Here is a 22,638-nt window from a genome sequence, read left to right as displayed (position 1 = left end):
CGGGGTGCGACCCCCCCCCGCCCCGCGGGCGGCCCGCCCCCCGGGGGGGGCCCGCGCCTCCGTGCCGTCCGGGCCCGCGCATCGTCCCGCAGCGGACGATGCGCTGCTCCCGTGGGCGCGCAAGGCGGGCTTGGTACCCTGGGCGCGGCCGATGCAGGCCTCCCCCTCACGCTCGCGGCGCCGTCGCGCGCTCCCGCACGTCCCGCAGTCCCCCACCACCGGAGTCCTCATGTCGCCCGAGACCGACCAGTCCCGCACGCCCACCGGCGTTCCCGAGGCCACCGGACGCTGGGGCGTCCTGTGGCGGCCGCGCACCTGGCGCCTGCCGGAGGGCTTCGGTCCTCGCGTGCTCCGCACCGAGCTGGTCTCGGGCCTGATGGTGGCGCTCGCGCTGATCCCGGAGGCGATCTCCTTCTCGATCATCGCGGGCGTGGATCCGCGCGTGGGCCTGTTCGCGAGCTTCACCATGGCGGTGTCGATCGCGTTCCTGGGCGGCCGTCCGGCGATGATCTCGGCGGCGACCGCCGCGGTGGCGCTGGTGGTGGCGCCCCTGGCGCGCGAGTACGGCCTGGACTACCTCATCGTCGCGGTGGTGCTCGGCGGCCTGATCCAGGTCGCCTTCGGCCTGCTCGGGGTCGCGAAGCTGATGCGGTTCATCCCGCGCTCCGTCATGGTCGGATTCGTCAACTCCCTCGCGATCCTCATCTTCCTCGCGCAGCTGCCGCATCTGACCGACGTGCCGTGGGTCGTGTACCCGCTGGTCGCGGCCGGGCTCGCGGTGATCGCGTTCTGGCCGCGGCTGACGGCGGTGGTCCCGGCGCCGCTGGTCGCGATCGTGCTGCTGACCGTGGTGACGGTGACCGCGGCGATCGCGGTGCCGACGGTCGGCGACGAGGGCGCTCTTCCCGAGGGCCTGCCGGGCCTCTTCATCCCCGACGTGCCGGTCTCGTTCGAGACGCTGCAGATCGTGTTCCCCTACGCGCTGGGCCTGGCGCTGGTGGGTCTGCTCGAGTCGCTCATGACCGCGAAGCTGGTGGATGACATCACCGACACGCACTCCGACAAGACCCGCGAGGCGTGGGGCCAGGGCGCGGCCAACGTCATCACCGGCCTGTTCGGCGGCATGGGCGGCTGCGCGATGATCGGCCAGACCATGATCAACGTGAAGGCCGGCCGCGCGCGCACGCGCCTGTCGACGCTGGCGGCCGGCGTCTTCCTGCTGGTGCTGATCCTGCTGCTCGGCGACGTGGTCGCGATGATCCCCATGGCGGCGCTGGTCGCGGTGATGATCTACGTGTCCTGGGCGACGTTCGACTGGCACTCGATCCGCGTCTCGACGCTGAAGCGGATGCCCAAGTCGGAGACCGCCGTCATGCTGGTGACGGTGGCCGTGGTGGTCCTCACCCACAACCTCGCGTACGGAGTGGTCGCGGGCGTGGTGCTCGCGTCGGTGCTGTTCGCGCGTCGCGTCGCGCACCTCGCCGAGGTGGTCGGCGGGGAGGTGAAGGACGGCGTGCGCCGGTACACGGTGCGCGGCGAGCTGTTCTTCGCGAGCTCGAACGACCTCTACAGCCAGTTCGACTACGCGGGCGACCCTGAGAAGGTCGTCATCGACATGTCGGGCTCGCACGTGTGGGACGCCTCGACCGTCGCGGCGCTCGACGCGGTCGAGCACAAGTACTCGCTGCACGGCACCGAGGTCGAGATCGTGGGCCTGAACGATGCGTCGCGGGAGTTCCACGGCCGCATGACCGGGCACCTGGGCGCGGGGCACTGACCTCCGGGCAGTACTGACCGTCCCGGGGCGGACGATGCGCGGGCCGGGGCAGCACTGAGCGTCCCGGCAGGGGCCGGGCTGGGTTGGGCTGGGCTGGGCTGGGTCGGGCGGGCCGGGGCCGGGCGGGTCTCGCTCAGTCCGGGCGGCTGACCGCCGCCTTCACCAGGTCCGCCGCGGTGGCGTCCGGGAGGTAGGCCCGCAGGATGCCGAGCGCGATGCCGGGCAGCCCGACCTCGTCCTGGTAGGCGAGGTACAGCGGCCGGTGCTCCGGCTTGAACTTGGCCTTGAAGCGCTCGAGCGAGGTGAAGCCGTAGTACGGCTCCATCTTGTCCGCGAGGATGTCGAGGAGCTTCTCGACCGAGTTGTCGACCTCGCCCGAGTAGGACAGCGGCGCGGCGGAGAGCGAGATGAACTCGTAGCCGGCCTCCTTGTACTGGACGGCGCTCTCCGCGATGAGGAACTCCATGACCCCGCTCATCACGCCGTCGTCGAGGCGGCGCTTCATGATGTCGATGGTCCAGCCGACCACGAAGCCCTCCCGGTAGACCGGCATCCAGCTGGTCATGCCGTGGACGGTGCCGTCCTCGTCGACCGCGAGGTGCATCTCGACGTTCGGGTCGTCCGCCTGGGGCAGGTCGCCGAGCGTGAAGCCCATCTCCGGCAGCGACTTGTCGCCGGCCCACTGTGCGGAGATCGCCTCCATCTGGTCCTTGAGCCCGCGGGGCGCCTCGGCGTAGCGGACCACGCGCATGGTCACGCCCTCGCGCTTGGCGCGGTTGATCGCGGAGCGCACGTCCTGCCACTTCTTGCCGGTGAACGCGAGGTCCGGCAGGCGCACCACGGTGTCCTCGGCCACCTGGAGCGACTTCCAGCCCTGCTCCGACAGCTCGGAGCGGGCGCGCTCGGACACGGCGAAGTAGCCGAGCCGCCAGCCGCGGGAGCGGCAGAACTCGGCGAACCCGGCGTAGTTGCGGCGGAGGTCGTCGGGGTGGCCGGCGGGGTCGGACAGCACGATCACGGTGTTGCCCACCTGCTTGAACCCGAACCCGGCGGTGCCGTCGTCCGAGATCCAGTGGTCGATCCCCTCCCAGCGCGCCATGTAGCCGATCGAGGTCATGCCGGTGGTGGTCCGCTGCAGCTCGATGAAGCGGTCGCGGGTCGAGCCGTCGGTCTCGTGTCGGCGCGACGTGAGCAGCAACGCGGCGACGAAGATCGCGAAGGCGATGAACCAGACGATGCCGATGCCCCCGAGGATCGCCTTCGCGGCGGTCGTCTCGCCCTCGAGGCCGGTGGTGCCGCCGAAGATGCGGACGATCGCCTCGGCCAGCGCGTCGCCGATGTCCGGCTGCGGCGTGATCTGGTGGCTCAGCGCCATGATCGCGGCCACCGTGAACGTCATGAGCGCCGCGAGGGTGACGAGCCCGCGCTTCCACACCCGCAGCTTGCCGCGACGGTCGCCCGTGACGCGGAAGTGGCGGCGCCACCCGATCAGCAGCACCAGGAGCACCACGTCGAGCGCGATGTCGAGCCAGTCGGACGGGTTCGAGGCGGCGAACGGCCCGGCCAGCGCGGTGATCACCGAGACGACGGTGACGTACCACCAGGCTCCTCGCCGGCCGTTGTGCAGCGCGTAGGCGAAGGTGAGCGACAGGACGGAGGCGGCGACGAGCGCGAGCGTGGACAGCGCCGGGTCGTCGGCGTTCTCGCCGAACCGCAGGATGCCGCCCTCCCCCGGCCACAGGCGGATCAGCAGCTGGTGAAGCGCGCCGAAGGCGACCAGCACCGCCGCGGTGTCCCGCACCTCCTGCGGGCCGAAGCGCCAGTCGAACTGCTCCCGCGCGCGCCCGACCACCCACGGGCCCGCCAGGATCCCGATCCAGAAGGCCGCCGCGTGCGTGAAGTCCCAGATCTCCGCCGCGTAGAGGATCATCGCGACGCAGTAGAGCGAGCCGATGAGGCGCACGCGCCGCCGCCACAGCAGCGGCATACCCGCGGTCATGGCGCCCACGGCGCCGAAGCCGCCGTTGCTGAGCCCGACGTCGCGCACGCGGGCGAGCTCCTGCGCCCAGTCGAGCGAGGTCTGCTCGAGGATCAGGAACATCAACGCGACCACGAGCACGGCGGCGAGATGGGTGCCCAGCACCGCCGCGAGCATGCGCAGCGTGCCGTAGCGGTACTCGAGGAAGCCGCCACCGACGCAGAACGTCGCGAGGATGAGCGCGTACATCCAGGGCTCGGGGGAGATCGCCGCGCCGACCAGCACGGTGTACCACTGGCCCTCGGCGAACGCGTCCAGGCCCCAGCCCCAGCGGTCCACCAGGCCGGACTCGAGCGCGGAGGACCACAGCGCGCCGGTGAGCGCTCCGACGACGAGCACGATCCCGGTGACGGCGAGCGTCCCGGGGATGCGCCGCAGGACGGCGAGCGCGGTGCGGACGGGGGACTCGGCGGTCTCGGACGGCGCGTCGACGGTCATGCGACCACGCTAGTGCGAGGGCCCGACCTGCGGGAGGTGCCGTGCATGCGACCCGGGTGACCGCATGTGCGCGCTCCGTTACGCTTGACCCTGATCATCCGTGCGCCTGCGCGGAGGAAGCAGGGAGCCTTCATGAACGCGGACGACCGCACCAACCCGGCGAGCAAGGGTCTGTACACGCCCCGCTCGGGCGAGTCCGGCGAGCAGCGCACGCCCGCACGCTCCCCCTTCATGCCGGTGAGCCAGCAGGTGCCGACCAGCACGGAGCAGCCCGCGCAGGCCCCCGCGTCCCAGCAGGCGCCGGTCTCCCAGCAGGCGCCGGTCTCGTCGCCCGCCGCGGCCCCCACCACCGGGTCGATCCCGCAGCGCACCGCGTTCCGGCCGACCTCGGGCGCCGTGCCCACGTCGACCCAGACCCCGGTGTCGGGCCAGGCGCCCGTCTCCGGCCAGGCCCCGGTCTCGGCCCCGCAGGCGACCCCCGCGTACCCGCCGGCCGGCACGGCCTTCACCCCGGCATCGTCCCCGCAGCCGGTGGCCCCCGCATCGTCCCCGCAGCAGACCCACCCCGGGGTCGCCGCGGGCGCCGGCGCGGCGCTCGGCGCGGGCACCGCGAAGATCAAGGGGCTCGCGGGGCGCGCGGCCGAGAGCTTCAAGGCCGGCGACGACCTGGCGACGCCGTCGAGCAAGGGCGGCCCCCGCAAGGCGCGCGTGCTGCTGTCGCGCGTGGACCCGTGGTCCGCGCTCAAGCTCGGCTTCCTGCTGTCGATCGCGGCGGGCATCATGCTGGTCGTCTCGGTGTTCGTGATCTGGAACGTGCTCAACTCGATGGGCACCTTCGCGCTGGTCAACGACTGGGTGGTGAAGCTCTTCACCACCGAGCAGGAGATCAACATCATGCAGTTCATGGAGTTCAACAAGGTGATGAGCGCGACCACGCTCGTGGCCGTGGTGAACGTCGTGCTGCTGACCGCGCTGACGGCGATCGGCGCGTTCCTCTACAACGTGGTCTCGTCCGTCGTGGGCGGCGTCTACGTCACCCTGACGGACGACTGATCTGCCGTCCGGGCGCGATTTTGAGTCGTGCTCGGGGTGCGGTACAGTTGTGCGCCGCGGCGGTGACGCCGCGAGGGGCCCATAGCTCAGGCGGTTAGAGCGCTTCGCTGATAACGAAGAGGTCGGAGGTTCAAGTCCTCCTGGGCCCACCGAGGTGATCCGATGAGGAAGATCGTGCTTCTCGCAGCCGCCGTCGTGGCAGGCGCGGTGGCCTACGCGTTGATCACCGAGAACTCCAACCGCGACCTATGGGACGATGTCCAGTACCCGGTCCGGTGATCACCCCGGTTCCTGACCGCGGGGCCTTGGCGCAATTGGTAGCGCACCTGCTTTGCAAGCAGGGGGTTGCGGGTTCGAGTCCCGCAGGCTCCACCATTCGAGGGCCCTCGCCGTGCCGGCGGGGGCCTTTCGCAGTCCCGGCCGGCGCCACCCCGGTGGTGGCGCCTGAGTGCTCGAGAGCCGGCCCGCGCGGGCACCCGGCCGCCACCAGGGCGCGATCGGGCCGTGACGCCCGCGCGCCGCGGCGGCTACCATCGGAGCATGACGTCTCTCCAACGTTGTAGAACTGTCGTGACCCCGGCCCGCGGATTCCCCGCCGGGGCCATCGCGCTGACCGGCGGACCGCTGCTCGCCGCCCTCGAGCGTTCCGTCGCCACGGCACTCGCCCACGACCCCGACCGGCTGCTCGCGCCCTACCGCCGGGAGGCCGGGCTGCCCGCGGTCGCCGAGCCCTACGGCGACTGGGAGTCCCGCGGCCTCGACGGGCACATCGGCGGGCACTACGTCTCCGCCCTCTCGCACCTCTACGCCGCGACCGGCCGCGCGGACATCCTGGCGAACCTGCGCGCCATGCTCGACGGGCTGCAGCAGTGCCAGGACGCGGTGGGCACCGGCTACCTGGGAGGCGTGCCGCGCGGCGTCGCGCTGGGCGAGGAGCTGCGCGGCGGCACGATCGAGGCGGAGCCGTTCGCGCTCAACGGCCGCTGGGTGCCCATGTACAACCTCCACAAGGTCCTCAACGGGCTGATCGACGCGTTCGAGGCCGCCGGGCAGGACGATGCGCTCGAGATGGCCCTCGCGTGGGCCGACTGGTGGATGGGCATCGCCGCGCACCTGACCGACGCGCAGATCGAGGCGATCCTCACCGCCGAGTTCGGCGGCATGAACGATGCGTTCTTCCGCCTCGCCGCGCTGACCGGCCGCGAGGACCTGGAGGCCGAGGGCCGGCGCTGGTCGCATCGCCTGCTGCTCGATCCCCTGCTGGCGGGCGAGGACCGCCTCGACGGGCTGCACGCCAACACGCAGGTCCCCAAGGTGGTCGGGTACGCGCGCTCCGGCGCGCCGGACCTGAGGGGTGCCGCGCGGGTGTTCTGGGACGAGGTGGTCAACGACCGCACGGTCTCGATCGGCGGCCACGGCGTGCGCGAGCACTTCCACCCGAAGGCGGACTTCCGCGCGATGGTGCTCGACCCGCTCGGTCCCGAGTCCTGCAACACCTTCGGGATGCTGCAGCTGACCGACCTGCTGCGGCAGGAGTCGGACGAGCCGGCGCTGGTGGACTTCGCCGAGCGTGCGATCGTCAACCATGCCCTCACCGCGCAGCACCCCGGCCACGGCGGGTTCGTCTACTTCTCCCCGCTGCGGCCGGCGCACTACCGCGTGTATTCGCGCCACGGCGCGTCCATGTGGTGCTGCGTGGGCAGCGGGCTCGAGGGCCACTCGCGCTACGACCGGTTCCTGTTCTCCCGCGACGGCGACAGCCCGCGCGTGGAGATCTACGAGCCGGCGCGGCTCGACTGGGACGGCATCGCGATCGAGGTCCGCGCGGACCTCGCCCGCTCCTGGCGGGTCGAGGTCGACATCACGGCCGAGACCCCGCACGACCGCGTGGTCCGCCTGCGGGTCCCCGACTGGTCGGACGGGGCCGAGGTGACGGTCGACGGCGAGGCGCATCCCGTCGCGCGCGGCGACCGCGAGGTCGCGCTCGGCGGACGCTGGGAGGGGACGTCGAGGATCGTGCTCACCCTGCGCCCGGTGGTGACGGCCGAGCGCCTCCCCGACGGCTCGCCCTGGGCGTCCTTCCGCTACGGGCCGTTCGTGCTCGCCCACCGCGACGGCGACGATGCGCTGGAGGGCCAGGTCGCGGCCGCCCCGGACGCGCCTCACATCGCGCTGGGAACCAAGCGCCGCATGACCCTCACCCCGGCGGTGCTGGACGCCGACCCGACCGCGGCGTTCACCCCGGCGGCCGAGGGGGCGACGGCCACGCTGTCAGCCTGGCGGCTCGACGGCGAGGCTCCCGAGCAGGTCAGCCTCGACCTCGAGCCCTACAACGCGATCCACGACGAGCGCTGCACCGTCTACTGGCCGGTCGGTGCGACCGCGTCCGAGGTGCGCGACCGGCTCGCCGAGCTCGACGCCGACGAGCTCGAGGACGCCGACCTGGTCGACGTGGTCGCACCGGGCGAGCAGCAGTCCGAAATGGACCACGCCTACGCGTCGCAGGCCTCGCGCATCGCATGGACCAACGCGCGCAGCTGGCGGCTCGCGGAGGACTGGTTCTCCTATGTGGTGAAGCCGAAGGTCGCGGGCCCGCACCTGGTGCGGATCCGCACCCTCGCGGGCGTGCCCGTGGGATCGGACGATGCGGTGGTCCGGCTGGGCGGCAGGGTCGCGACCCCGGCCACGACCGGCATGCGGGCGCTCCCGCTCTACGGTGACGTCACCGAGGCGGTGTACGAGGTGGACGTCCCGGCGGAGGGGATCGAGGTGCGCTTCGAGGCCGGCGCCGGCGGGGTCACCGGCGGCGTGGTCGCGGTCGCGCTGCTCACCCCGCCCGCGTAGCGGGCCTCGGGAGGCTGCCCGCGGCGGTCAGCAGCAGCCGCCGCCCCCGCAGCAGCCGTCACCCTCGGACGCGACCGCCTGGACCGGCTCGGGGGCCTTGGCCTCGGCGCCGCCGCAGCCGCACGCGCCGCCGCCTCCGCAGCCGCCGCCGCCGGCGCGCTCCGGACGGGCGGCCGCACTCTCGAGGGTGTAGCCCGCGTCGTGGATCGCCGCGTCGGCGTCGAAGGCGAAGTCCTCCGCGGACACGCCACCCACGAGCAGCACCACGGCGCGGCCGGTGGTGTGGTCGACCGAGGCGGAGCGGACGCCGGGCAGCGCCGTGAGCGCCTGCTCGATCGAGGAGGAGCAGCCGGTGCAGGTCATCCCGCTGACGGCGAGCTCGACGATGGTGCCGGGAACGTGGGTCATGATCTCCATGACACGAGAGTAGACATTCCAGTCCACGGCAAGGTCAAGCCTCACGTCCCTGGCGCCGCCGGCCGAGCCACCATCGGGTCGCCAGCCCGACGACCAGCGCCCAGAACGCCGCGCCGATCCCGCCGATCGCGACGCCGCTCGCCGCCATGGCGAAGGTCGCGGCCGCAGGCGTGCGGCCGGCCGCCTCGTGGAAGGCTCCCGCGAGCGAGGACGCGAGGGTCGGGAGCAGGGCGAGCCCCGCGACGGCGGGGAGCAGGCCCTCGGGGCCCGCGTCCGCCAACGCGACCAGCGTGGCGCCCGCGCCGGCCAGCAGCACGTAGGCCGCTCCGGCGGAGGCGGCGGCGATCCAGCGCCGCCGGGGGTCCGAGTGCGCCTCGGGCGAGGCGGGCAGGGCGGCGGTGATCGCGGCGAGGTTCACCGCATGGCCGCCCGCCGCGGCACCGGCGACGGTGGCGGCACCGGTGACGAGCATCGTCCCCCTCCAGGGCACGCGGTAGCCCGCGCCCTTCAGGACGGCGACGCCCGGCACGTTCTGGGACGCCATCGTCACCACCGCGAGCGGCACCGCGAGGCCGACCGCGGCCCAGGTGGGTGAGGGGGAGGCCAGCGCGAGGCGGGGCAGGGTGAGGGCGCCGGTGAGATCGGATCGCGCCAGGGCGACGATGATCGCCAGCGCGAGTGCGAAGGCCGCCGGGGTCGACCAGCGGGGAGCCCAGCGCTGCAGGACCAGCCACAGGATCACCACCGGCGCGATCACCGCCGGCGCGGCGGCGAGCTCCATCACGGGGGCGAGGCACAGCGGCACCAGCACGCCGGCGAGCATGGCCTGCGCGAGCGACACCGGGATCGCGGCCACGAGGCGTCCGAGCCGGGCCCAGACGCCCGTGGCGAGGATCAGCACGCCGGTGAGCGCGAAGGCGGCCACGGCCTCGGGCCAGCTCGGCGCGCCCTGGGTGGCGAGCAGCGCCGCGCCCGGGGTCGACCACGCGAGCGTCAGCGGCGTCCGGTGGCGCCAGGCGAGGAGCATCGTGCCGACCCCCACCGTGAGGCAGAGCGCGGCGATGCCCGAGGAGGCCTGCGCCGGGGTCGCCCCGGACGCTCCGAGCCCCGCGATGACCACGGCCACCGACGACGTGAACCCGACGAGGGCGGTGACCCCGCCCACCGCGATCGCCTGCGCATCCCCATGTTCCATGAACGGAACCTTAGCCCGATTGTTCTGCAAACAGAACCGTCGCGTTAGGCTCGACGCATGGACTCGGAGGCGTTCGCCGCGGTGGTCGGCGCACGGGTGCGCGAGGCGCGCGTGGAGCGAGGGCTGTCGCTCGGGACTCTGGCCGCGGAGGCCGCGATCGGCAAGGGCTCGCTGTCCGAGATCGAAAACGGCGTGCGCAACCCCACCCTCGCCACCCTGTACGCGCTCGCGGGCGCGCTCGGGCTCCCGCTCGCCGCCCTGCTCGCGCAGCAGCGCGGCGCGATGGTCGAGTCGCCGGGGATCGCGGCGCTGCTGCTCGACGTCACCGCGGATGCGCTCGGCACCGTCGAGACCTACCGGCTCGACCTGCGCGCGGGGCAGCCGCACGCCTCGGGTGCGCACGGGGCGGGAGTCACCGAGGTGCTGCTGGTCACCCGCGGCAGGATCCGGGCAGGGCGCGACGGCGAGGAGGGCGAGGCGGGTCCCGGCGACGTGCTCGAGTGGGTGAGCGACGCCCCGCACGGGTACCTCGCCCTGGGCGGCGACGCCTCCGCCGTGCTCGTGGTCACCACGCCGGCGCGCTGAAGCTCATCGCGGCGACCCGCCGGCGAACGCGAGAGGGGCCCCGCCTTCAGGCGGGGCCCCTCTCGCGTAGGCGTCCTCGGGACGCTACTTCTTGGAGGACTTGCGCTCGACGGCGGTGAGGCCGTCGTCACCGGTGCCGCCCTCGTCCTCCCACACGTCCTCGGCGTCGTCGATGGTGGAGACCACCTCGTCGGTCGCGCGGGCGCGGGCCTCGTCGGCGGCGTCCTTGACCTTCTTGGCCTCGGTCACCGCGGTGTCCTTCACCTTGGTCAGCGCGGGACCGGCGACCTCGGCGACCTTCTTCGCCTCGTCGACCACGGTGTCCTTGATCGCCTCGGCGGCGGGACCGGCGGCCTCGCGGACCTTGTCCACGGTCGGACCGGCCTTCTCGGACAGCGCCGCGGTCGCGGCGGTCGCGGCGTCGGCCGCCTTGCGCGCGGCGTCGGCGGCGGCGTCGACGGCCTTGTTCACGTTGCGACGGACCTGGTCCTTCAGGTCGTCCTCGCCCGCGAACTGCCACTCCTCGTCCTCGCCGGCCCAGGTGTCGCGGCCCGGGTCGCGACGCGCCCACACGACCACGGCGGCGCCTGCGGCGGCGGCCAGCGCGATCGGGATGAGCACCTTGCCCCACCCGCCCGACTTCTTCTCCTTGTCCTTGGCGGCCTCGTCGATCGCGGCGAGCACGGCAGGGATGGCGGCGCCGACGATCGCGGCGTGCGCGACGTCCGTCCACTCCGAGGCCTTGTCGCCCGCCTTGTGGGCGTACGGCCTCACCTTGCGCGCACCGGCGTGGTACGCGGCGTCGACGCGCGGCGCGGCCCACTCCTTCGCGTGCTCATACTGCGGGCCCGCCCACGCCTTGGCCTGCTCGTAGCGCGGACCGGCCCAGTCCTTCGCGTTCTCGACCTGCGGCTCGGCCCACTCCTTCGCGCGCTTCGCCGCCTTGCGTGCCGCGATGGAGGCCTCCTTGGCCGCCTCCCGCGCCGCCTTCGCCGCCTCGGCAGCCTGCTCGCGCGCCTTGTCCGCGTCGAAGCTCTCGGCCGGGTTCTTCTTCATGCTGCGCTCCTCATCGTCGGTGGGGACAAGCCTGGTAATGCTGAACAACGCGTGAACGACGTCCAACCTTCCATCCATCGTGCCACCACATCCCCCCTGCTGGCGAGGGTCGTGAAACAATGGCGCCCATGATCGCAACTCTCCAGACCACCGCAGGCGACATCGCCATCGAGCTGTACCCGAACCACGCCCCCGCGACCGTCAAGAACTTCGTGGGCCTCGCCACCGGCGAGAAGCAGTGGAAGAACCCGCAGACCGGCGAGGCGTCGAACGACCCGTTCTACGACGGCCTGGTGTTCCACCGTGTCATCGAGGGCTTCATGATCCAGGGCGGCTGCCCGCTCGGCACCGGCACCGGCGGCCCGGGCTACACCTTCGACGACGAGATCCACCCCGAGCTGACCTTCAGCGAGCCCTACCTGCTCGCGATGGCCAACGCCGGTCAGCGCCGCAACCCCATCACCGGTCAGCCCGCGGGCACCAACGGGTCGCAGTTCTTCATCACGGTGGACAAGCCGGCGTGGCTCAACGGCAAGCACACCATCTTCGGCAAGGTGGCCGACGACGCCTCCAAGGCCGTGGTCGACGCGATCGCGACCGCCGCGACCGACGGCCGGGATCGTCCCCTCGAGGACGTCATGATCACCGGCATCACCATCGCGGAGTAAGCACCGCATGACGCAGCAGCCCGGGGCCGCGGCGCCCATCTGCCCGCGGCACCCGGACCGCGTCTCCTACGTGCGCTGCCAGCGCTGCGGACGGCCGACGTGCCCCGAGTGCCAGCGCCCGGCCTCGGTCGGGATCCAGTGCGTCGACTGCGTGCAGGAGGCCAAGGCGCAGGCGCGACCGCTGGTGAACCGACTCGGCTTCACGTCCCAGTTCGGCACGCCGTACGTGACGTACGGGCTCATCGCGCTCAACGTGATCGCCTACCTGTACGGGACCTACGTGCTGGGTACCGGGCAGTGGCGCGTCGACTGGGCGCTGATCCCCAATCCCACCGTCTACCAGGAGTTCATCCTGGGCGGCGGCGACGAGTGGTACCGGTGGATCAGCTCGGGCTTCCTGCACTTCGGGCTCCTGCACCTGGGCATGAACATGCTGGTGCTGTTCCAGTTCGGCACCCAGCTCGAGCCGCTGATGGGCCGGCTCCGGTATGCGGGGCTGTACTTCGCGTCGATGATCGGCGGCTCCGCATCCGTGATGCTGATCTCGGGCGGCGGGATCCATGGTGGCGCCTCGGGCGCGATCTTCGGCCTCATCGCCGGCTACGCGGTGGTGCTGTTCAAGCTGAGGCTGGACTACCGCTCGCTCATCACCACCGCCGGCCTGTGGCTGGTGCTCGGGTTCGTGGTGCCCGGCATCTCGTGGGAAGGCCACCTCGGCGGAGCCGTCGGCGGCGCGCTCACGATGCTGGCGATGCTGCGCTGGGTCGAGCGCAAGCCGGCGCGCTCGCGCTGACCGCCGGGCGCGGCCCCTGCGCCCCGCATCGTCCCGCCGCGCCCCCGCACCTCCCGCGCGCCCGCACTTCCCCCGAAATGGCGGATCAGTGCCCGAAACCGATCAGTTTTGGGCACCGATCCGCCATTTCGCGCGGAAGGGGCGTGGCTGAAGCGGTCGGACGATGCGGGTGCGGCTCGGGCGCGATGGCCCGCCGCAGCATCGTCCCCACCGTGCTCCACAGGTGTGAATGACACCGGTGTAGTTATCCCCACCGTTGTGCACAGCGGTGGAGAACTACACCCGTGTACTTCTCCACCGCTGGGGATGACCCTGTGGAGAACTACACGGGTGTGATTCCTACTTCCAGCGGGTCAGCAGCACCATGCCCGTGGCCATGAACACGAAGCCCACGCCGAGGTTCCAGTCGTAGATGCCGGGGATGGGGTACTGCGCCTTGGACACGTAGTAGACGACGATCCACACCGGGCCCAGCGCCAGCGCCGTCAGCGCGACCGGCAGCAGCCACTTGGGGTTGTCCGACTTGGGCTTGCCCAGGTTGCGGGGGACCTTGTACGCCTTGGTGTCGCGCTTCTTCGAGACGGCCACTTTCACTCCGTTGCACTGCGGGCCCGCCGGTGCGGGCGTCGATGTCTGCCCTCAAGGGTACCGAGTGGCGGCCGGGATCGGGATTCCCGGCCCGGCGGCCCTCCCGTACGCTGGACCCACCATGTCGACCGAGGCCCCCGCATCGTCCCCGCCCGCGTCCCCGCGGCGACGGGGCTCGCGCGCGTTCGACCACACGCTCGCCCTGGTAGGCGAGCTCCTGATCATCGCGGGCGCGGTGATCGGCCTCTACGTCGTGTGGCAGCTGTTCTACACGGACGTGATCGCGGACCGGGAGCAGCAGGAGGTCCTCGACGGGCTCGACTGGGCGTACACGCCGGACAGCAGCCCGATCACGGCGGCCACCAGCGCGCCCGAGGAGGGGCCCGAGGTGCTGGGACCCGGCCAGATGCTGTCCGCGGAGACCGCGCCCGTGATGGAGGAGCCCGAGTTCGGCACCACCTTCGCGACCATGTACGTGCCGCGCTGGGGCACCGACTACGTGAAGCCGATCTCCGAGGGCACCACGCGCCGCGAGATCCTCGACGTGCTCGGGATCGGGCACTACGAGGACACGGGGATGCCGGGCGCGTTCGGCAACTTCGCCGTCTCCGCGCACCGCACCACCTACGGCAAGCCGTTCAACCGCATCGCTGAGCTGCAGGAGGGCGACGCGCTCGTCATCCAGACCGAGGACACCTGGTACGTGTACCGCGTCACCGATCACCTGATCGTGCTGCCCACGCAGGTGGAGGTGATCGCACCGAACCCGTACGTGATCGGCGGCGAGGCCGACGGACGCTACATCACGCTCACCACCTGCCACCCGATGTACTCGGCGGCGGAGCGCTACATCGTGCACGGCGAGCTCGAGTACTGGGCGCCGGTGGGCGACGCCGTCCCTCCGGAGATCGTCGAGGAGGTGGAGCAGCCGTGATCTTCCCCTGGCTCTGGCGCGTCATGCCCGGTCCCGCGTGGGTGCGGGTGCTGATGCTGATGCTGCTGATCGCGGCCCTCGTGGCCGCCCTGTTCCAATGGGTGTTCCCCTGGGTGTCCGTCACGTTCGACATCCAGGATCAGAATGTGGAGGCCGGACCATGACCAGGATCCTGGTGGTCGACAACTACGACTCGTTCGTCTACACGATCGTGGGCTACCTGCGCCAGATGGGCGCGGAGACCGTGGTCGTGAGGAACGATGCGGTGGCGGACGCCGGCGACGTCGCCTCCTACGACGGGGTCCTCATCTCCCCCGGCCCGGGCACGCCGGCCGAGGCGGGCTCCTCGATGGACGTGATCCGCGAGTGCGCGGCGGCGGGGATCCCGATGCTCGGGATCTGCCTGGGCCATCAGGCGCTCGCCGAGGTGTTCGGGGGGGTCGTGTCGCACGCCCCGGAGCTCATGCACGGCAAGACCTCGCTGGTGACGCACGAGGACGCCTCGGTGATGGACGGCCTGCCGTCACCGTTCACCGCCACGCGGTACCACTCGCTCGCCGTCGAGAACCCGACCGTGCCCGACGAGCTCGCGGTCACCGCGACCACCGCCAACGGCATCATCATGGGCCTGCAGCACAGGGAGCTGCCGCTGCACGGGGTGCAGTTCCACCCGGAGTCGGTGCTCACCGAGGGCGGCCACCGCCTGCTAGCCAACTGGCTCGAGGTGTGCGGGATGCCGGACCCGGAGGGGCGGTCGGCGGGGCTGAGCCCGCTCATCCGCACGTAGCCTCGCGGGCTAGAGCCAGCCGTTCCACGCGACGATCAGCAGCATCGTCACCGCGAAGCCCACGGGCTGGTTGAGCCAGAGGAAGGTGCGCCAGCCGCGGTTCGCGTCCTCGCAGGTGGCGTCGGTGACGCGCGTGAAGCGCGCCACGGACGCCACGTAGGCGAGGGGCAGCACGGCCGCGAGCGTCCCGGGCCACGGCAGCAGGAGCAGCAACAGGGACGATGCGGCGTACAGGGCGAGCGCGAACCACACCGTCGCGCGGGCACCGATGACCGTGGCGACCGAGCCGATGCCGCCCTCGCGGTCCGCGCGCACGTCCTGCACCGCGCCGAAGGCGTGGCTGGCCATGCCCCACAGGATGAACGCCACCCAGATGGGCCAGGTGTCGGGCGCGGTCAGGCTCGCGCCCGCGATCACCAGCGCGTAGAGCAGCGGCCCGCAGAAGTGCAGCGCCGAGGTGAGGGAGTCGAGGAACGGCTTCTCCTTGAACCGCAGCCCGGGGGCCGAGTACGCGATCACGCCGAAGACCACCAGCACCAGGGTGACGGCTGCCGCGACGCCGCCCTGGAGCAGGAGCCACACCATCGGCGGGAGCACCGTGACGGCGCACGCCCACAGGATGGCGCGGTGGACGGACCGCGCGCGCTCGCGGTCGCGGATCACGTCGCCCTCGATGCCGCCCTTGCGCGGGTTGGCCAGGTCGGACTCGTAGTCGAAGACGTCGTTGATCCCGTACATCAGCAGGTTGTAGGGGATCAGGAAGAACAGCGTGCCGACGACCAGCACCGCATCGATCTCGCGGGTCACCATGAGGTAGCCGGCGGCGAACGGGAAGGCGGTGTTGATCCAGGAGACGGGCCTCGAGGCCTTGACGATGCTGGCGAGGGTGCTCATGAGGACTGAGTGTCCCGGGGGGCGAGGATCCGGCGATTCATGAGGACTGAGTGTCCCGACGGGAGGGGTCGGGGGTCGAGGTCGGCGCTGGGGTGGAGGGGTGCGGGTGGCGCGGGCCCAGCCAGGTCCAGAGCGCGGGCACCATCATCACGGCTCCCAGTGTGTACGAGAAGTCCTCGAGAGGCGCCTTCCCCACGCGGATGCCGGAGATCCGCGCCGGGTCGTAGCCGACGATGTCCAGGCCGACGATCACGTTGTCGAAGATCGCGGTCATCACGATCAGCACGGCGCCGGTGAGCAGGAGCGGCCGCTGCGGCATGCGGCGCAGGGTCGGCACGGTGACCGCGCCGATCAGGGCGAGCACGCCCAGGGAGAGCAGCACGTACGTCATGACGCGCCCTCGCGCGTCGCCGCCCGCGCGCGCCGGTCGAGCCAGCGCCACAGCAGCAGCGTCTGGTACACAAGCAGGATCAGGAAGAACAGCTCCTCGAGCGGCACCTCGGGCGCGAGCACCACGCCCGTCAGGTAGGGCGCGCCGCCGATGAAGAAGATGCCCAGGCCCACGCCGGCGGCGTCCCAGGCGAGGAAGGCGGCCGCGGCGAGCCCGACCGTCAGCAGCGTGCGTCGCGGCTGGTCGAAGAGCGCGATCCGGTACCGGAGGTCCAGCACGGCCAGGCCGCCGATCGACACGACCAACGCGGCCAGGTAGGCGAACTGGCTCATTCGCCGCGCGCCTCGCGCAGCTGGCAGGATCCGGCCCGTCGGGCCAGGTTGCCGAGCACGCCCTGATCCTTCGAGAGGCTCAGGAAGCCCTCGGGCGCGGGCGTGGGGAGCGGCCCGACGTCGACGGCGCCGAGCAGGCGCTTGGCGACCAGCTCCGCGGAGATGAGGCACAGCGGGACGCCGATGCCGGGGACGGTGGACGCGCCCGCGTACAGCAGGTTCGCGACCTTGGAGGACACGTTCGCGGGGCGGAACATCGCCGACTGGAGCAGCGTGTGCTCGAGCCCGAGGGCGCCGCCCTGCCAGGCGCCGAGCCCCTCGGCGAAGTCGGCGGGGGTGGTGACCTTCAGCACGGTCGACCGGCCGGGCAGGTCCTCGATCCCGGCCCAGGCCCCGATCTGCGCGAGGTAGCGGCGGGCCACCCCCATCAGCTCCGCCCGGGACTCGGCCGTGGATCCCAGCGACGGATCCGCGGGGAACGGGACCAGGAGGAACAGCGAGTCCTTGCCCTCCGCAGACACGGACGGATCGGTCGCGCCCACCCGGGAGACGTAGACGGAGGCCGGCACGGGCGGCAGCCGCCTCCCGAGGATCGCCTCGAAGTTGGCGTCCCAGTCGCCCGTGAAGAACAGGCTGTGGTGCGCGAGCTCGTCCACCTTGCCGTCCACCTCGACCATCGCGAGCAGCGCGCTGACGCCGGGCTCGCGCCGCCGCCACGACCGCTCGGGATGCGTGCGCCACTCCTCGGGCACCAGGGCGGTCTCCGTGTGATGGAGATCCGCCGCGGAGACCACCGCGTCGGCGGGCACCAGCTCGCCGGAGGCGAGCTCGACGCCGGAGGCGAATCCCGCATCGTCCACCACGATCCGCGCCACGGGCGAGGAGGTGCGCACCGCGGCGCCCTCCTCCCGGGCGATCGCCGCCAGCGCCTCGATCACCGCGTACATGCCGCCCCGCGGGTAGCGGACGCCGTCGGTGAGGTCGAGGTGGCTCATGAGCGAGAACAGCGATGGCGCGCGCGACGGCGACGAGCCGAGGAACACCGCGTGGAAGCCCAGGATCTGCCGCAGCCGCGGGTCGCGCACCTTCGCGGCGATGCGCGCGCCGAGCGACCGGGTCAGCAGCGAGGCGAGCCGGGGGAGCCGCCGCAGCACGTCGCGGTCGACCACCCCGAGGGGCCTGGCGAAGGTCGTGTAGAGGAAGCGGTCGAGCGCGATCCGGTAGAGCTCGCCCGCATCCTCCGCATACCTGCGCATGGCGGCGCCGTCGCCGGGGCTGAGCTCCTCGAAGGTCTCCCAGTTGGACTCGGGGTCGGCGGACACGTCGAGGCTCTCGGCCGCGCCCCACGGATCCTCGCCCTCGAAGAACACCCGGTAGCGCGGGTCGAGGTCGATGAGGTCGAGGTGGTCCTCGACGCGGCGGCCCATGAGCGCGAACCACTGCTCGAAGGCCTCGGGCATGAGGTACCACGAGGGGCCGGTGTCGAACGTGTGGCCGGCGACCGTGAGGCGCCCCGAGCGGCCGCCGAGCGTCGCGTTGCGCTCGAGCAGGGTCACCTGCGCGCCCCCGCGCGCGAGCAGGCCCGCGGTCGCCAGGCCCGCGACTCCCCCGCCGATCACGACGATGCGGGGCGCTCCCGTCCGCGCGCCGCTCACGCCCGCGCCCCCGCCGCCGACCCGAAGGGCACCACGTTCCGTGCGGCGAGGCCGAGCTTCACCGGGTTCGCCACCCGGATCCTCCGTCCAGCCAGTTCCGCCGCAGGCGTGGAGGCGATCTGCGCGAGCAGGCGGTCGTAGATGTCGAGGGTGGTCGCGACCGCGACGCGCGCGCGCCGGGGCAGGTCGGGCAGGCACGCGCGGGCCGCATCCATGTCCGCCCGGCAGTCGGCCACGAGCTCGGCGAGCCGGGCGTCCGTCAGGGATTCCGCCGTCACGCCGGGGAAGTAGGCGCGGCCCAGCTGCTCCACGTCGGAGCCCAGATCCCGCAGGAAGTTCACCTTCTGATACGCGGCGCCGAGCCGTCGCGCGCCCTCGCTCACCCGCGGCTCGAGGGGCCGGGGACCGTGGCCGGTGTTGACGAACACGGCGAGGCACATCTCCCCCACGACCTCGGCGGAGCCGTAGATGTACGTCGCGAGCGACTCCGCGTCGTGCTCCGCCGTCGCCAGGTCCATCCGCATCGACGCGAAGAACGGCTCGGTCTGCGCCCGCGCGATCCCGACCTCGCGCGCCGTGGTCGCGAAGGCGTGCGCGACCAGGTCGGCGGAGAAGCCGCGCTCCATGGCGGCGTGCACCTCGTCCGCGAAGGCGTCGAGCAGGTCGCCCGCGTCGTCGCCCCGGTACGTGTCGACGATCTCGTCGGCGACCCGCACCATCGCGTAGACGGCCTCGATGTGGTGGCGCATGGCGCGCGCCAGCAGGCGCGTGCCGAGCCCGAAGGAGGTGGAGTAGCGCGCGATCACCTGCGCCGCGGCGGCGCGCGCGGCCTCGTCGTAGAGGGCGAGCGAGGTCGCGTTGTCGAGGTGGACCCGTCGCCGGGCCTGGCTCATGACGTGCGGCCCTCCATCTCGTCGATGAGGTCGATCAGGTAGCCGGACAGGGGCGCCGGGATCCGCTCGTAGGCGATCCTGCGCGCCATGCGGGCGTGCTGCCGCGCCACCTTGAGCGCCCGGTCGCGGGCGCCGCACTCGATCAGCACGTCGCGCACACGGCCCGCCCAGTCCTCGTCGAGGTCGGGGTTGCCCACGGCGGCGGCGAGCAGGGCCTGACCCGCGTCGTCCGCCTGCTGGAAGCCCAGCCGCAGCAGCTCGGTGCGCTTGCCGGACCGCAGGTCGGACAGCACGGACTTGCCGGTGACCTCCGGGTCGCCGAACACCCCCAGGTCGTCGTCCACCAGCTGGAAGCTCAGGCCCAGCGACGCCCCGAGCTTCTCGAGGTGCCCGACCATCGTGGGGTCGCCGCCCGCGAGCTGGGCGCCCGCGAGGAGGGGGACCACGCACGAGTAGGTCGCCGTCTTGAGCTCGGCGACCAGCAGGCTGTTGGCGTCCTTCGGGGCCGTCATGTCCCCGTACATGTCCAGCAGCTCGCCCGCGATGGTGGTGCGGATGGCGCGCGTGATCAGGTCGAGGCAGGCGATGCGGTGGTGCGCGGGCAGCTTCGCCCGGGAGATCAGGTCGTAGGACGATGCGAGGGCCAGGTCGCCGCCGAGCAGCGCGGCGGACAGGACGTGGGCGTCCACCTGGGCGGGCGTGAGCCGGCTGTCCTCCAGGGCGCGGCGGCGGGTGCCGGCGACGTTGGGGCGGCCTCGGCGTACCTCGTCTCCGTCGAGGATGTCGTCGTGGACGAGCATCGCCGTGTGGAGCATCTCCATGGCGGCCGCGACGGGGACCACGGCCTCCGCATCGTCCCCTCCCAGGCCGGCGTAGGCGGCCAGGGTGAGCGACGGGCGGAGGTTCTTGCCGCCGGAGTACTGCTGGCCGATCGACGCCCACAGGTTGCGATAGTCCGCGCCGGCCGAGGGCAGCTCTCCCATCGCCTGGGTGACGTGGTCGTCGAGGGCGCACTGCACCTCGGGGAGGTTCGCCGCGACGAACTCCCTCACCCCGTCCACGGTCGCCTGAGGCATCATCACGCCAGCATAGACACCGGCGCCCCCGGGGGTATTCCCCCGGGGGCGCGTCGTGATGGAACCGTGACGGCCGCTACTGGCAGACGTAGTCCGTGGTCGTGTTGGCGGGGTCGGCCGGGTCCGGCGTGGTGATCACGGCCTGCACGTCGCAGTACATGACGATGTCCACGAGGGTGTCGGGGGTCACCTGGGTGCCGCCCTTGGGGTTGGTGGACTTCACCGTGCCGGCCTTGTCGACCTGCGGGTCGGTCGTGTCGGTCGACACCGCGCCCACCTGGAGACCGGCGCCCTGGATCTCCGACTTCGCGTTCGACTCGCTCATGCCGGTGACGTCGGGCACCGCCACGGTCGACGGCTGCGTGCCGACGGTGAGCGTGACGGTGGTGCCGTTGTCCACGCGGCTCGGCGACGGCGACTGCGACTCGACCTCGCCGTACGGGCCCTGCGCGAACTCCTGGTAGGTCACCTGCGGGATGAGGCCCAGCTCGGTGACGGCGGCGCGCGCGTCGGACTCGCTCATGCCCGTGAGATCGGGCAGGTCGACCTTGCCGCTCGAGAGGTACAGCGTGACGGTCGAGTCGTTCGCGACCTCCTCGCCGGCGGCGGGGCTCGTCTCGACGGCGCGGCCCTCGTCGATGCCGCCGTCGTCCGTCGTGTCCGTCCGGGTGACCCGCAGCCCCGCGTCCTCGAGCTCGCTGATCGCCTGCTCCTCGGTGAGGCTCCGGACGTCCGGGACCGTGACCACGTCCGGGCCCGCGGAGATGTACAGGACGATGCTCGCGCCCTCGGCGAGCTGCTGGCCCGCTGGCGGATCGGTGCGCGTCGCGAGGTCCTTGTCGACGTCGTCCGACGGCTCGGTCTCCACCGTCGGGACCAGGCCCAGCTCCTCGAGCGCCGCCACCGCCTCGTCCTCGGGCAGCCCCTCGACCACGGGGATCGCGACCGCCGACGCGCTCGGGCTCGGCTCGACCGCCGGTCCGCCGCGCGTCAGCATCCACAGGGCGCCGATCAGCAGCGCCGCCGCGAGGATCGCGGCCGCGAGGATCGACCACTGCATGATCTTCTTGCGACGCGCCTCGTCCGGGTCGACCTCCTCGGTGACCGGCACGCTGCCCGTCCCCGGGGGGACGGAGCCGGGGGCGACGTTCGCCCAGGGCCCGCCGGCCATGACGGCCGTCCCGGCGGCCTGCTCGGGCATAATCTCGGTGGCCCCGGTCTCGGGGCCTCCCGCACCGGCCGCGGCCGCCGCGGCGACGCCCGCGACCCCGGCGCCGAAGGCGGCGGAGCCGAGCGCGATCGCGCCGGTGGACGGCGCGACCGCGTCGCCCGCGATGACCGCGCGGAGGTCGGCGAGGAACTCCTGGGCGCTGGAGTAGCGCTCGTCGCGGTTCTTCGACAGCGCGCGCAGCACGACCTTGTCGAGCTCGGCGGGCACGTCCGAGGCGAACTGGGACGGCTGCGGGGCGGGCTCGCGCACGTGCTGGTAGGCCACGGAGACCGGCGAGTCGCCGACGAACGGCGGGCGACCCGTCAGCAGCTCGAACAGCACGCAGCCGGTCGAGTACAGGTCCGAGCGCGCGTCGACGTGCTCGCCCCGGGCCTGCTCGGGCGACAGGTACTGGGCGGTGCCGACCACGGCCTGCGTCTGGGTCATCGTCTGACCGGCGTCGGCGAGCGCGCGGGCGATGCCGAAGTCCATGACCTTCACCGCGCCGGTGGGCGTCAGCATGATGTTGGCGGGCTTGATGTCGCGGTGCACCAGCCCCGCGTGGTGGGAGTAGTCGAGCGCGGCGAGCACGCCCGCGGTGATCTCGACGGCCTCGTCGATCGGGGCGGCGACGTCGCCCTTGAGGATCTCGCGGACCGTGTGGCCCTCGACGTACTCCATCACGATGAACGGCACCGCCTGCGGCTGGCCCGACGCCCCCACGATGGTGTCCTCGCCGGTGTCGTACACGGCGACGATGCTCGGGTGGTTGAGCCCCGCGGCCGCCTGCGCCTCGCGGCGGAACCGCGTCTGGAACGACGGGTCGCGGGCCAGGTCGGCGCGCAGGATCTTGATCGCGACGGTGCGGCCCAGGCGCGTGTCGTAGCCGACGTGGACCTCGGCCATCCCGCCCCGGCCGATGAGGTCGCCCACCTCGTATCGACCAGCGAGGATCTTGGGATCGTCGTTCATGAAGCTTCCTTACCTGTCGTGCTGCGGCACATTGTCTCAGAC

Annotated in this window: 21 protein-coding genes and 2 tRNA genes; 11 read left to right on the top strand and 12 right to left on the bottom strand. The window is 72.4% G+C overall.

From position 1 onward, the window contains the following. Positions 1 to 229 precede the first annotated feature (229 nt). Complete coding sequence (locus QQX13_RS11290) at positions 230 to 1,777, top strand: SulP family inorganic anion transporter (protein ID WP_436968578.1); 1,548 nt, start codon at positions 230 to 232, stop codon at positions 1,775 to 1,777. Between the two features lie 133 nt (positions 1,778 to 1,910). Here the strand turns inward: QQX13_RS11290 and QQX13_RS11285 are convergent, their stop codons facing one another. Beyond that, positions 1,911 to 4,253 (bottom strand): DUF2156 domain-containing protein, encoded by a 2,343-nt coding sequence (locus tag QQX13_RS11285; RefSeq protein ID WP_301119039.1) that lies wholly within the window; start codon positions 4,251 to 4,253, stop codon positions 1,911 to 1,913. A 132-nt stretch (positions 4,254 to 4,385) separates the two neighbouring features. On the opposite strand from QQX13_RS11285, the gene QQX13_RS11280 reads away from it, so the two are divergent. The 4 genes from QQX13_RS11280 (at position 4,386) to QQX13_RS11265 (ending at position 8,150) form a co-directional block, all read left to right on the top strand. Beyond that, complete coding sequence (locus tag QQX13_RS11280) at positions 4,386 to 5,306, top strand: DUF3566 domain-containing protein (RefSeq protein ID WP_301119038.1); 921 nt, start codon at positions 4,386 to 4,388, stop codon at positions 5,304 to 5,306. A gap of 75 nt (positions 5,307 to 5,381) precedes the next feature. Continuing rightward, positions 5,382 to 5,455 (top strand) — tRNA-Ile (locus QQX13_RS11275). 150 nt (positions 5,456 to 5,605) lie between these two features. Continuing rightward, positions 5,606 to 5,681 (top strand) — tRNA-Ala (locus tag QQX13_RS11270). A gap of 165 nt (positions 5,682 to 5,846) precedes the next feature. Further along, the gene (locus tag QQX13_RS11265) at positions 5,847 to 8,150 is read left to right on the top strand and encodes a beta-L-arabinofuranosidase domain-containing protein (protein WP_301119037.1); all 2,304 of its coding nucleotides are present in this window, start codon (positions 5,847 to 5,849) and stop codon (positions 8,148 to 8,150) included. 27 nt (positions 8,151 to 8,177) lie between these two features. Here QQX13_RS11265 and QQX13_RS11260 read toward each other — a convergent pair whose 3' ends face one another. Then, positions 8,178 to 8,567 (bottom strand): heavy-metal-associated domain-containing protein, encoded by a 390-nt coding sequence (locus QQX13_RS11260; protein ID WP_301119036.1) that lies wholly within the window; start codon positions 8,565 to 8,567, stop codon positions 8,178 to 8,180. Between the two features lie 34 nt (positions 8,568 to 8,601). Beyond that, positions 8,602 to 9,762: a benzoate/H(+) symporter BenE family transporter gene (locus QQX13_RS11255; protein WP_301119035.1), complete on the bottom strand. Its 1,161-nt coding sequence runs from the start codon at positions 9,760 to 9,762 to the stop codon at positions 8,602 to 8,604. A gap of 57 nt (positions 9,763 to 9,819) precedes the next feature. On the opposite strand from QQX13_RS11255, the gene QQX13_RS11250 reads away from it, so the two are divergent. After that, on the top strand, positions 9,820 to 10,347 hold the full coding sequence (locus QQX13_RS11250) for a helix-turn-helix domain-containing protein (protein WP_301119034.1): 528 nt from the start codon (positions 9,820 to 9,822) through the stop codon (positions 10,345 to 10,347). An 84-nt stretch (positions 10,348 to 10,431) separates the two neighbouring features. On the opposite strand, the gene QQX13_RS11245 is transcribed toward QQX13_RS11250, so the two are convergent. Continuing rightward, entirely contained in the window at positions 10,432 to 11,403 is a 972-nt protein-coding gene (locus QQX13_RS11245; protein ID WP_301119033.1) for a hypothetical protein, read from the bottom strand. 128 nt (positions 11,404 to 11,531) lie between these two features. On the opposite strand from QQX13_RS11245, the gene QQX13_RS11240 reads away from it, so the two are divergent. Both QQX13_RS11240 and QQX13_RS11235 read left to right on the top strand, forming a co-directional pair. Continuing rightward, positions 11,532 to 12,071 carry a peptidylprolyl isomerase gene (locus QQX13_RS11240; RefSeq protein WP_301119032.1) on the top strand — a complete coding sequence of 180 codons (540 nt, stop codon included), beginning with the start codon at positions 11,532 to 11,534 and terminating at the stop codon, positions 12,069 to 12,071. 7 nt (positions 12,072 to 12,078) lie between these two features. Beyond that, on the top strand, positions 12,079 to 12,864 hold the full coding sequence (locus tag QQX13_RS11235) for a rhomboid family intramembrane serine protease (RefSeq protein WP_301119031.1): 786 nt from the start codon (positions 12,079 to 12,081) through the stop codon (positions 12,862 to 12,864). 339 nt (positions 12,865 to 13,203) lie between these two features. Here QQX13_RS11235 and QQX13_RS11230 read toward each other — a convergent pair whose 3' ends face one another. Beyond that, entirely contained in the window at positions 13,204 to 13,452 is a 249-nt protein-coding gene (locus QQX13_RS11230) for a cell division protein CrgA (protein WP_301119030.1), read from the bottom strand. A 121-nt stretch (positions 13,453 to 13,573) separates the two neighbouring features. Between QQX13_RS11230 and QQX13_RS11225 the strand changes: the two genes are divergently transcribed. The 3 genes from QQX13_RS11225 to QQX13_RS11215 are packed head-to-tail and all read left to right on the top strand — an operon-like array spanning position 13,574 to position 15,173. After that, positions 13,574 to 14,386 (top strand): class E sortase, encoded by an 813-nt coding sequence (locus QQX13_RS11225; protein WP_301119029.1) that lies wholly within the window; start codon positions 13,574 to 13,576, stop codon positions 14,384 to 14,386. Next, on the top strand, positions 14,383 to 14,550 hold the full coding sequence (locus QQX13_RS11220) for a hypothetical protein (protein ID WP_301119372.1): 168 nt from the start codon (positions 14,383 to 14,385) through the stop codon (positions 14,548 to 14,550). The genes QQX13_RS11225 and QQX13_RS11220 overlap by 4 nt, the downstream gene beginning before the upstream one ends. Continuing rightward, positions 14,547 to 15,173 carry an aminodeoxychorismate/anthranilate synthase component II gene (locus tag QQX13_RS11215; RefSeq protein WP_301119028.1) on the top strand — a complete coding sequence of 209 codons (627 nt, stop codon included), beginning with the start codon at positions 14,547 to 14,549 and terminating at the stop codon, positions 15,171 to 15,173. The genes QQX13_RS11220 and QQX13_RS11215 overlap by 4 nt, the downstream gene beginning before the upstream one ends. A gap of 9 nt (positions 15,174 to 15,182) precedes the next feature. Here QQX13_RS11215 and QQX13_RS11210 read toward each other — a convergent pair whose 3' ends face one another. The 7 genes from QQX13_RS11210 to pknB all read right to left on the bottom strand — a co-directional run bounded on the left by QQX13_RS11210 (position 15,183) and on the right by pknB (position 22,596). Continuing rightward, positions 15,183 to 16,067 (bottom strand): prenyltransferase, encoded by an 885-nt coding sequence (locus tag QQX13_RS11210; RefSeq protein WP_301119027.1) that lies wholly within the window; start codon positions 16,065 to 16,067, stop codon positions 15,183 to 15,185. 37 nt (positions 16,068 to 16,104) lie between these two features. Then, a complete protein-coding gene (locus QQX13_RS11205) occupies positions 16,105 to 16,458 on the bottom strand; it encodes a lycopene cyclase domain-containing protein (RefSeq protein ID WP_301119026.1) in 354 nt (117 codons plus the stop codon). Then, positions 16,455 to 16,790 carry a lycopene cyclase domain-containing protein gene (locus QQX13_RS11200; protein WP_301119025.1) on the bottom strand — a complete coding sequence of 112 codons (336 nt, stop codon included), beginning with the start codon at positions 16,788 to 16,790 and terminating at the stop codon, positions 16,455 to 16,457. The genes QQX13_RS11205 and QQX13_RS11200 overlap by 4 nt, the downstream gene beginning before the upstream one ends. Further along, positions 16,787 to 18,445, bottom strand: a complete 1,659-nt coding sequence (gene crtI, locus QQX13_RS11195) for a phytoene desaturase family protein (RefSeq protein ID WP_301119024.1) — start codon at positions 18,443 to 18,445, stop codon at positions 16,787 to 16,789. The genes QQX13_RS11200 and crtI overlap by 4 nt, the downstream gene beginning before the upstream one ends. After that, entirely contained in the window at positions 18,442 to 19,338 is an 897-nt protein-coding gene (locus QQX13_RS11190) for a phytoene/squalene synthase family protein (protein WP_301119023.1), read from the bottom strand. Before QQX13_RS11190 ends, crtI begins: the two co-directional genes overlap by 4 nt. After that, positions 19,335 to 20,417, bottom strand: a complete 1,083-nt coding sequence (locus QQX13_RS11185) for a polyprenyl synthetase family protein (RefSeq protein ID WP_301119022.1) — start codon at positions 20,415 to 20,417, stop codon at positions 19,335 to 19,337. Before QQX13_RS11185 ends, QQX13_RS11190 begins: the two co-directional genes overlap by 4 nt. A 73-nt stretch (positions 20,418 to 20,490) precedes the next feature. Then, positions 20,491 to 22,596 carry a Stk1 family PASTA domain-containing Ser/Thr kinase gene (gene pknB, locus QQX13_RS11180; protein WP_301119021.1) on the bottom strand — a complete coding sequence of 702 codons (2,106 nt, stop codon included), beginning with the start codon at positions 22,594 to 22,596 and terminating at the stop codon, positions 20,491 to 20,493. Positions 22,597 to 22,638: the final 42 nt, after the last annotated feature.

Origin of the sequence: Demequina lignilytica (assembly GCF_030418375.1) — a bacterium.
GTDB classification, from domain to species: domain Bacteria; phylum Actinomycetota; class Actinomycetes; order Actinomycetales; family Demequinaceae; genus Demequina; species Demequina lignilytica.
The sequence above is the reverse complement of the archived record's forward strand: the minus strand, read 5'-3'. Positions and strand labels throughout refer to the sequence as shown.

What these genes read in the sequence shown, in the direction of transcription:
- QQX13_RS11225 (WP_301119029.1), top strand. Translation starts at nt 13,574, where the DNA reads ATGTCGACCGAGGCCCCCGCATCGTCCCCGCCCGCGTCCCCGCGGCGA.
- QQX13_RS11185 (WP_301119022.1), bottom strand. Translation starts at nt 20,417, where the DNA reads ATGATGCCTCAGGCGACCGTGGACGGGGTGAGGGAGTTCGTCGCGGCG.
- QQX13_RS11200 (WP_301119025.1), bottom strand. Translation starts at nt 16,790, where the DNA reads ATGAGCCAGTTCGCCTACCTGGCCGCGTTGGTCGTGTCGATCGGCGGC.
- QQX13_RS11215 (WP_301119028.1), top strand. Translation starts at nt 14,547, where the DNA reads ATGACCAGGATCCTGGTGGTCGACAACTACGACTCGTTCGTCTACACG.
- QQX13_RS11285 (WP_301119039.1), bottom strand. Translation starts at nt 4,253, where the DNA reads ATGACCGTCGACGCGCCGTCCGAGACCGCCGAGTCCCCCGTCCGCACC.
- QQX13_RS11190 (WP_301119023.1), bottom strand. Translation starts at nt 19,338, where the DNA reads ATGAGCCAGGCCCGGCGACGGGTCCACCTCGACAACGCGACCTCGCTC.
- QQX13_RS11240 (WP_301119032.1), top strand. Translation starts at nt 11,532, where the DNA reads ATGATCGCAACTCTCCAGACCACCGCAGGCGACATCGCCATCGAGCTG.
- QQX13_RS11210 (WP_301119027.1), bottom strand. Translation starts at nt 16,067, where the DNA reads ATGAGCACCCTCGCCAGCATCGTCAAGGCCTCGAGGCCCGTCTCCTGG.
- QQX13_RS11280 (WP_301119038.1), top strand. Translation starts at nt 4,386, where the DNA reads ATGAACGCGGACGACCGCACCAACCCGGCGAGCAAGGGTCTGTACACG.
- QQX13_RS11250 (WP_301119034.1), top strand. Translation starts at nt 9,820, where the DNA reads ATGGACTCGGAGGCGTTCGCCGCGGTGGTCGGCGCACGGGTGCGCGAG.
- QQX13_RS11235 (WP_301119031.1), top strand. Translation starts at nt 12,079, where the DNA reads ATGACGCAGCAGCCCGGGGCCGCGGCGCCCATCTGCCCGCGGCACCCG.
- QQX13_RS11290 (WP_436968578.1), top strand. Translation starts at nt 230, where the DNA reads ATGTCGCCCGAGACCGACCAGTCCCGCACGCCCACCGGCGTTCCCGAG.
- QQX13_RS11245 (WP_301119033.1), bottom strand. Translation starts at nt 11,403, where the DNA reads ATGAAGAAGAACCCGGCCGAGAGCTTCGACGCGGACAAGGCGCGCGAG.
- QQX13_RS11260 (WP_301119036.1), bottom strand. Translation starts at nt 8,567, where the DNA reads ATGGAGATCATGACCCACGTTCCCGGCACCATCGTCGAGCTCGCCGTC.
- QQX13_RS11205 (WP_301119026.1), bottom strand. Translation starts at nt 16,458, where the DNA reads ATGACGTACGTGCTGCTCTCCCTGGGCGTGCTCGCCCTGATCGGCGCG.
- QQX13_RS11265 (WP_301119037.1), top strand. Translation starts at nt 5,847, where the DNA reads ATGACGTCTCTCCAACGTTGTAGAACTGTCGTGACCCCGGCCCGCGGA.
- pknB (WP_301119021.1), bottom strand. Translation starts at nt 22,596, where the DNA reads ATGAACGACGATCCCAAGATCCTCGCTGGTCGATACGAGGTGGGCGAC.
- QQX13_RS11255 (WP_301119035.1), bottom strand. Translation starts at nt 9,762, where the DNA reads ATGGAACATGGGGATGCGCAGGCGATCGCGGTGGGCGGGGTCACCGCC.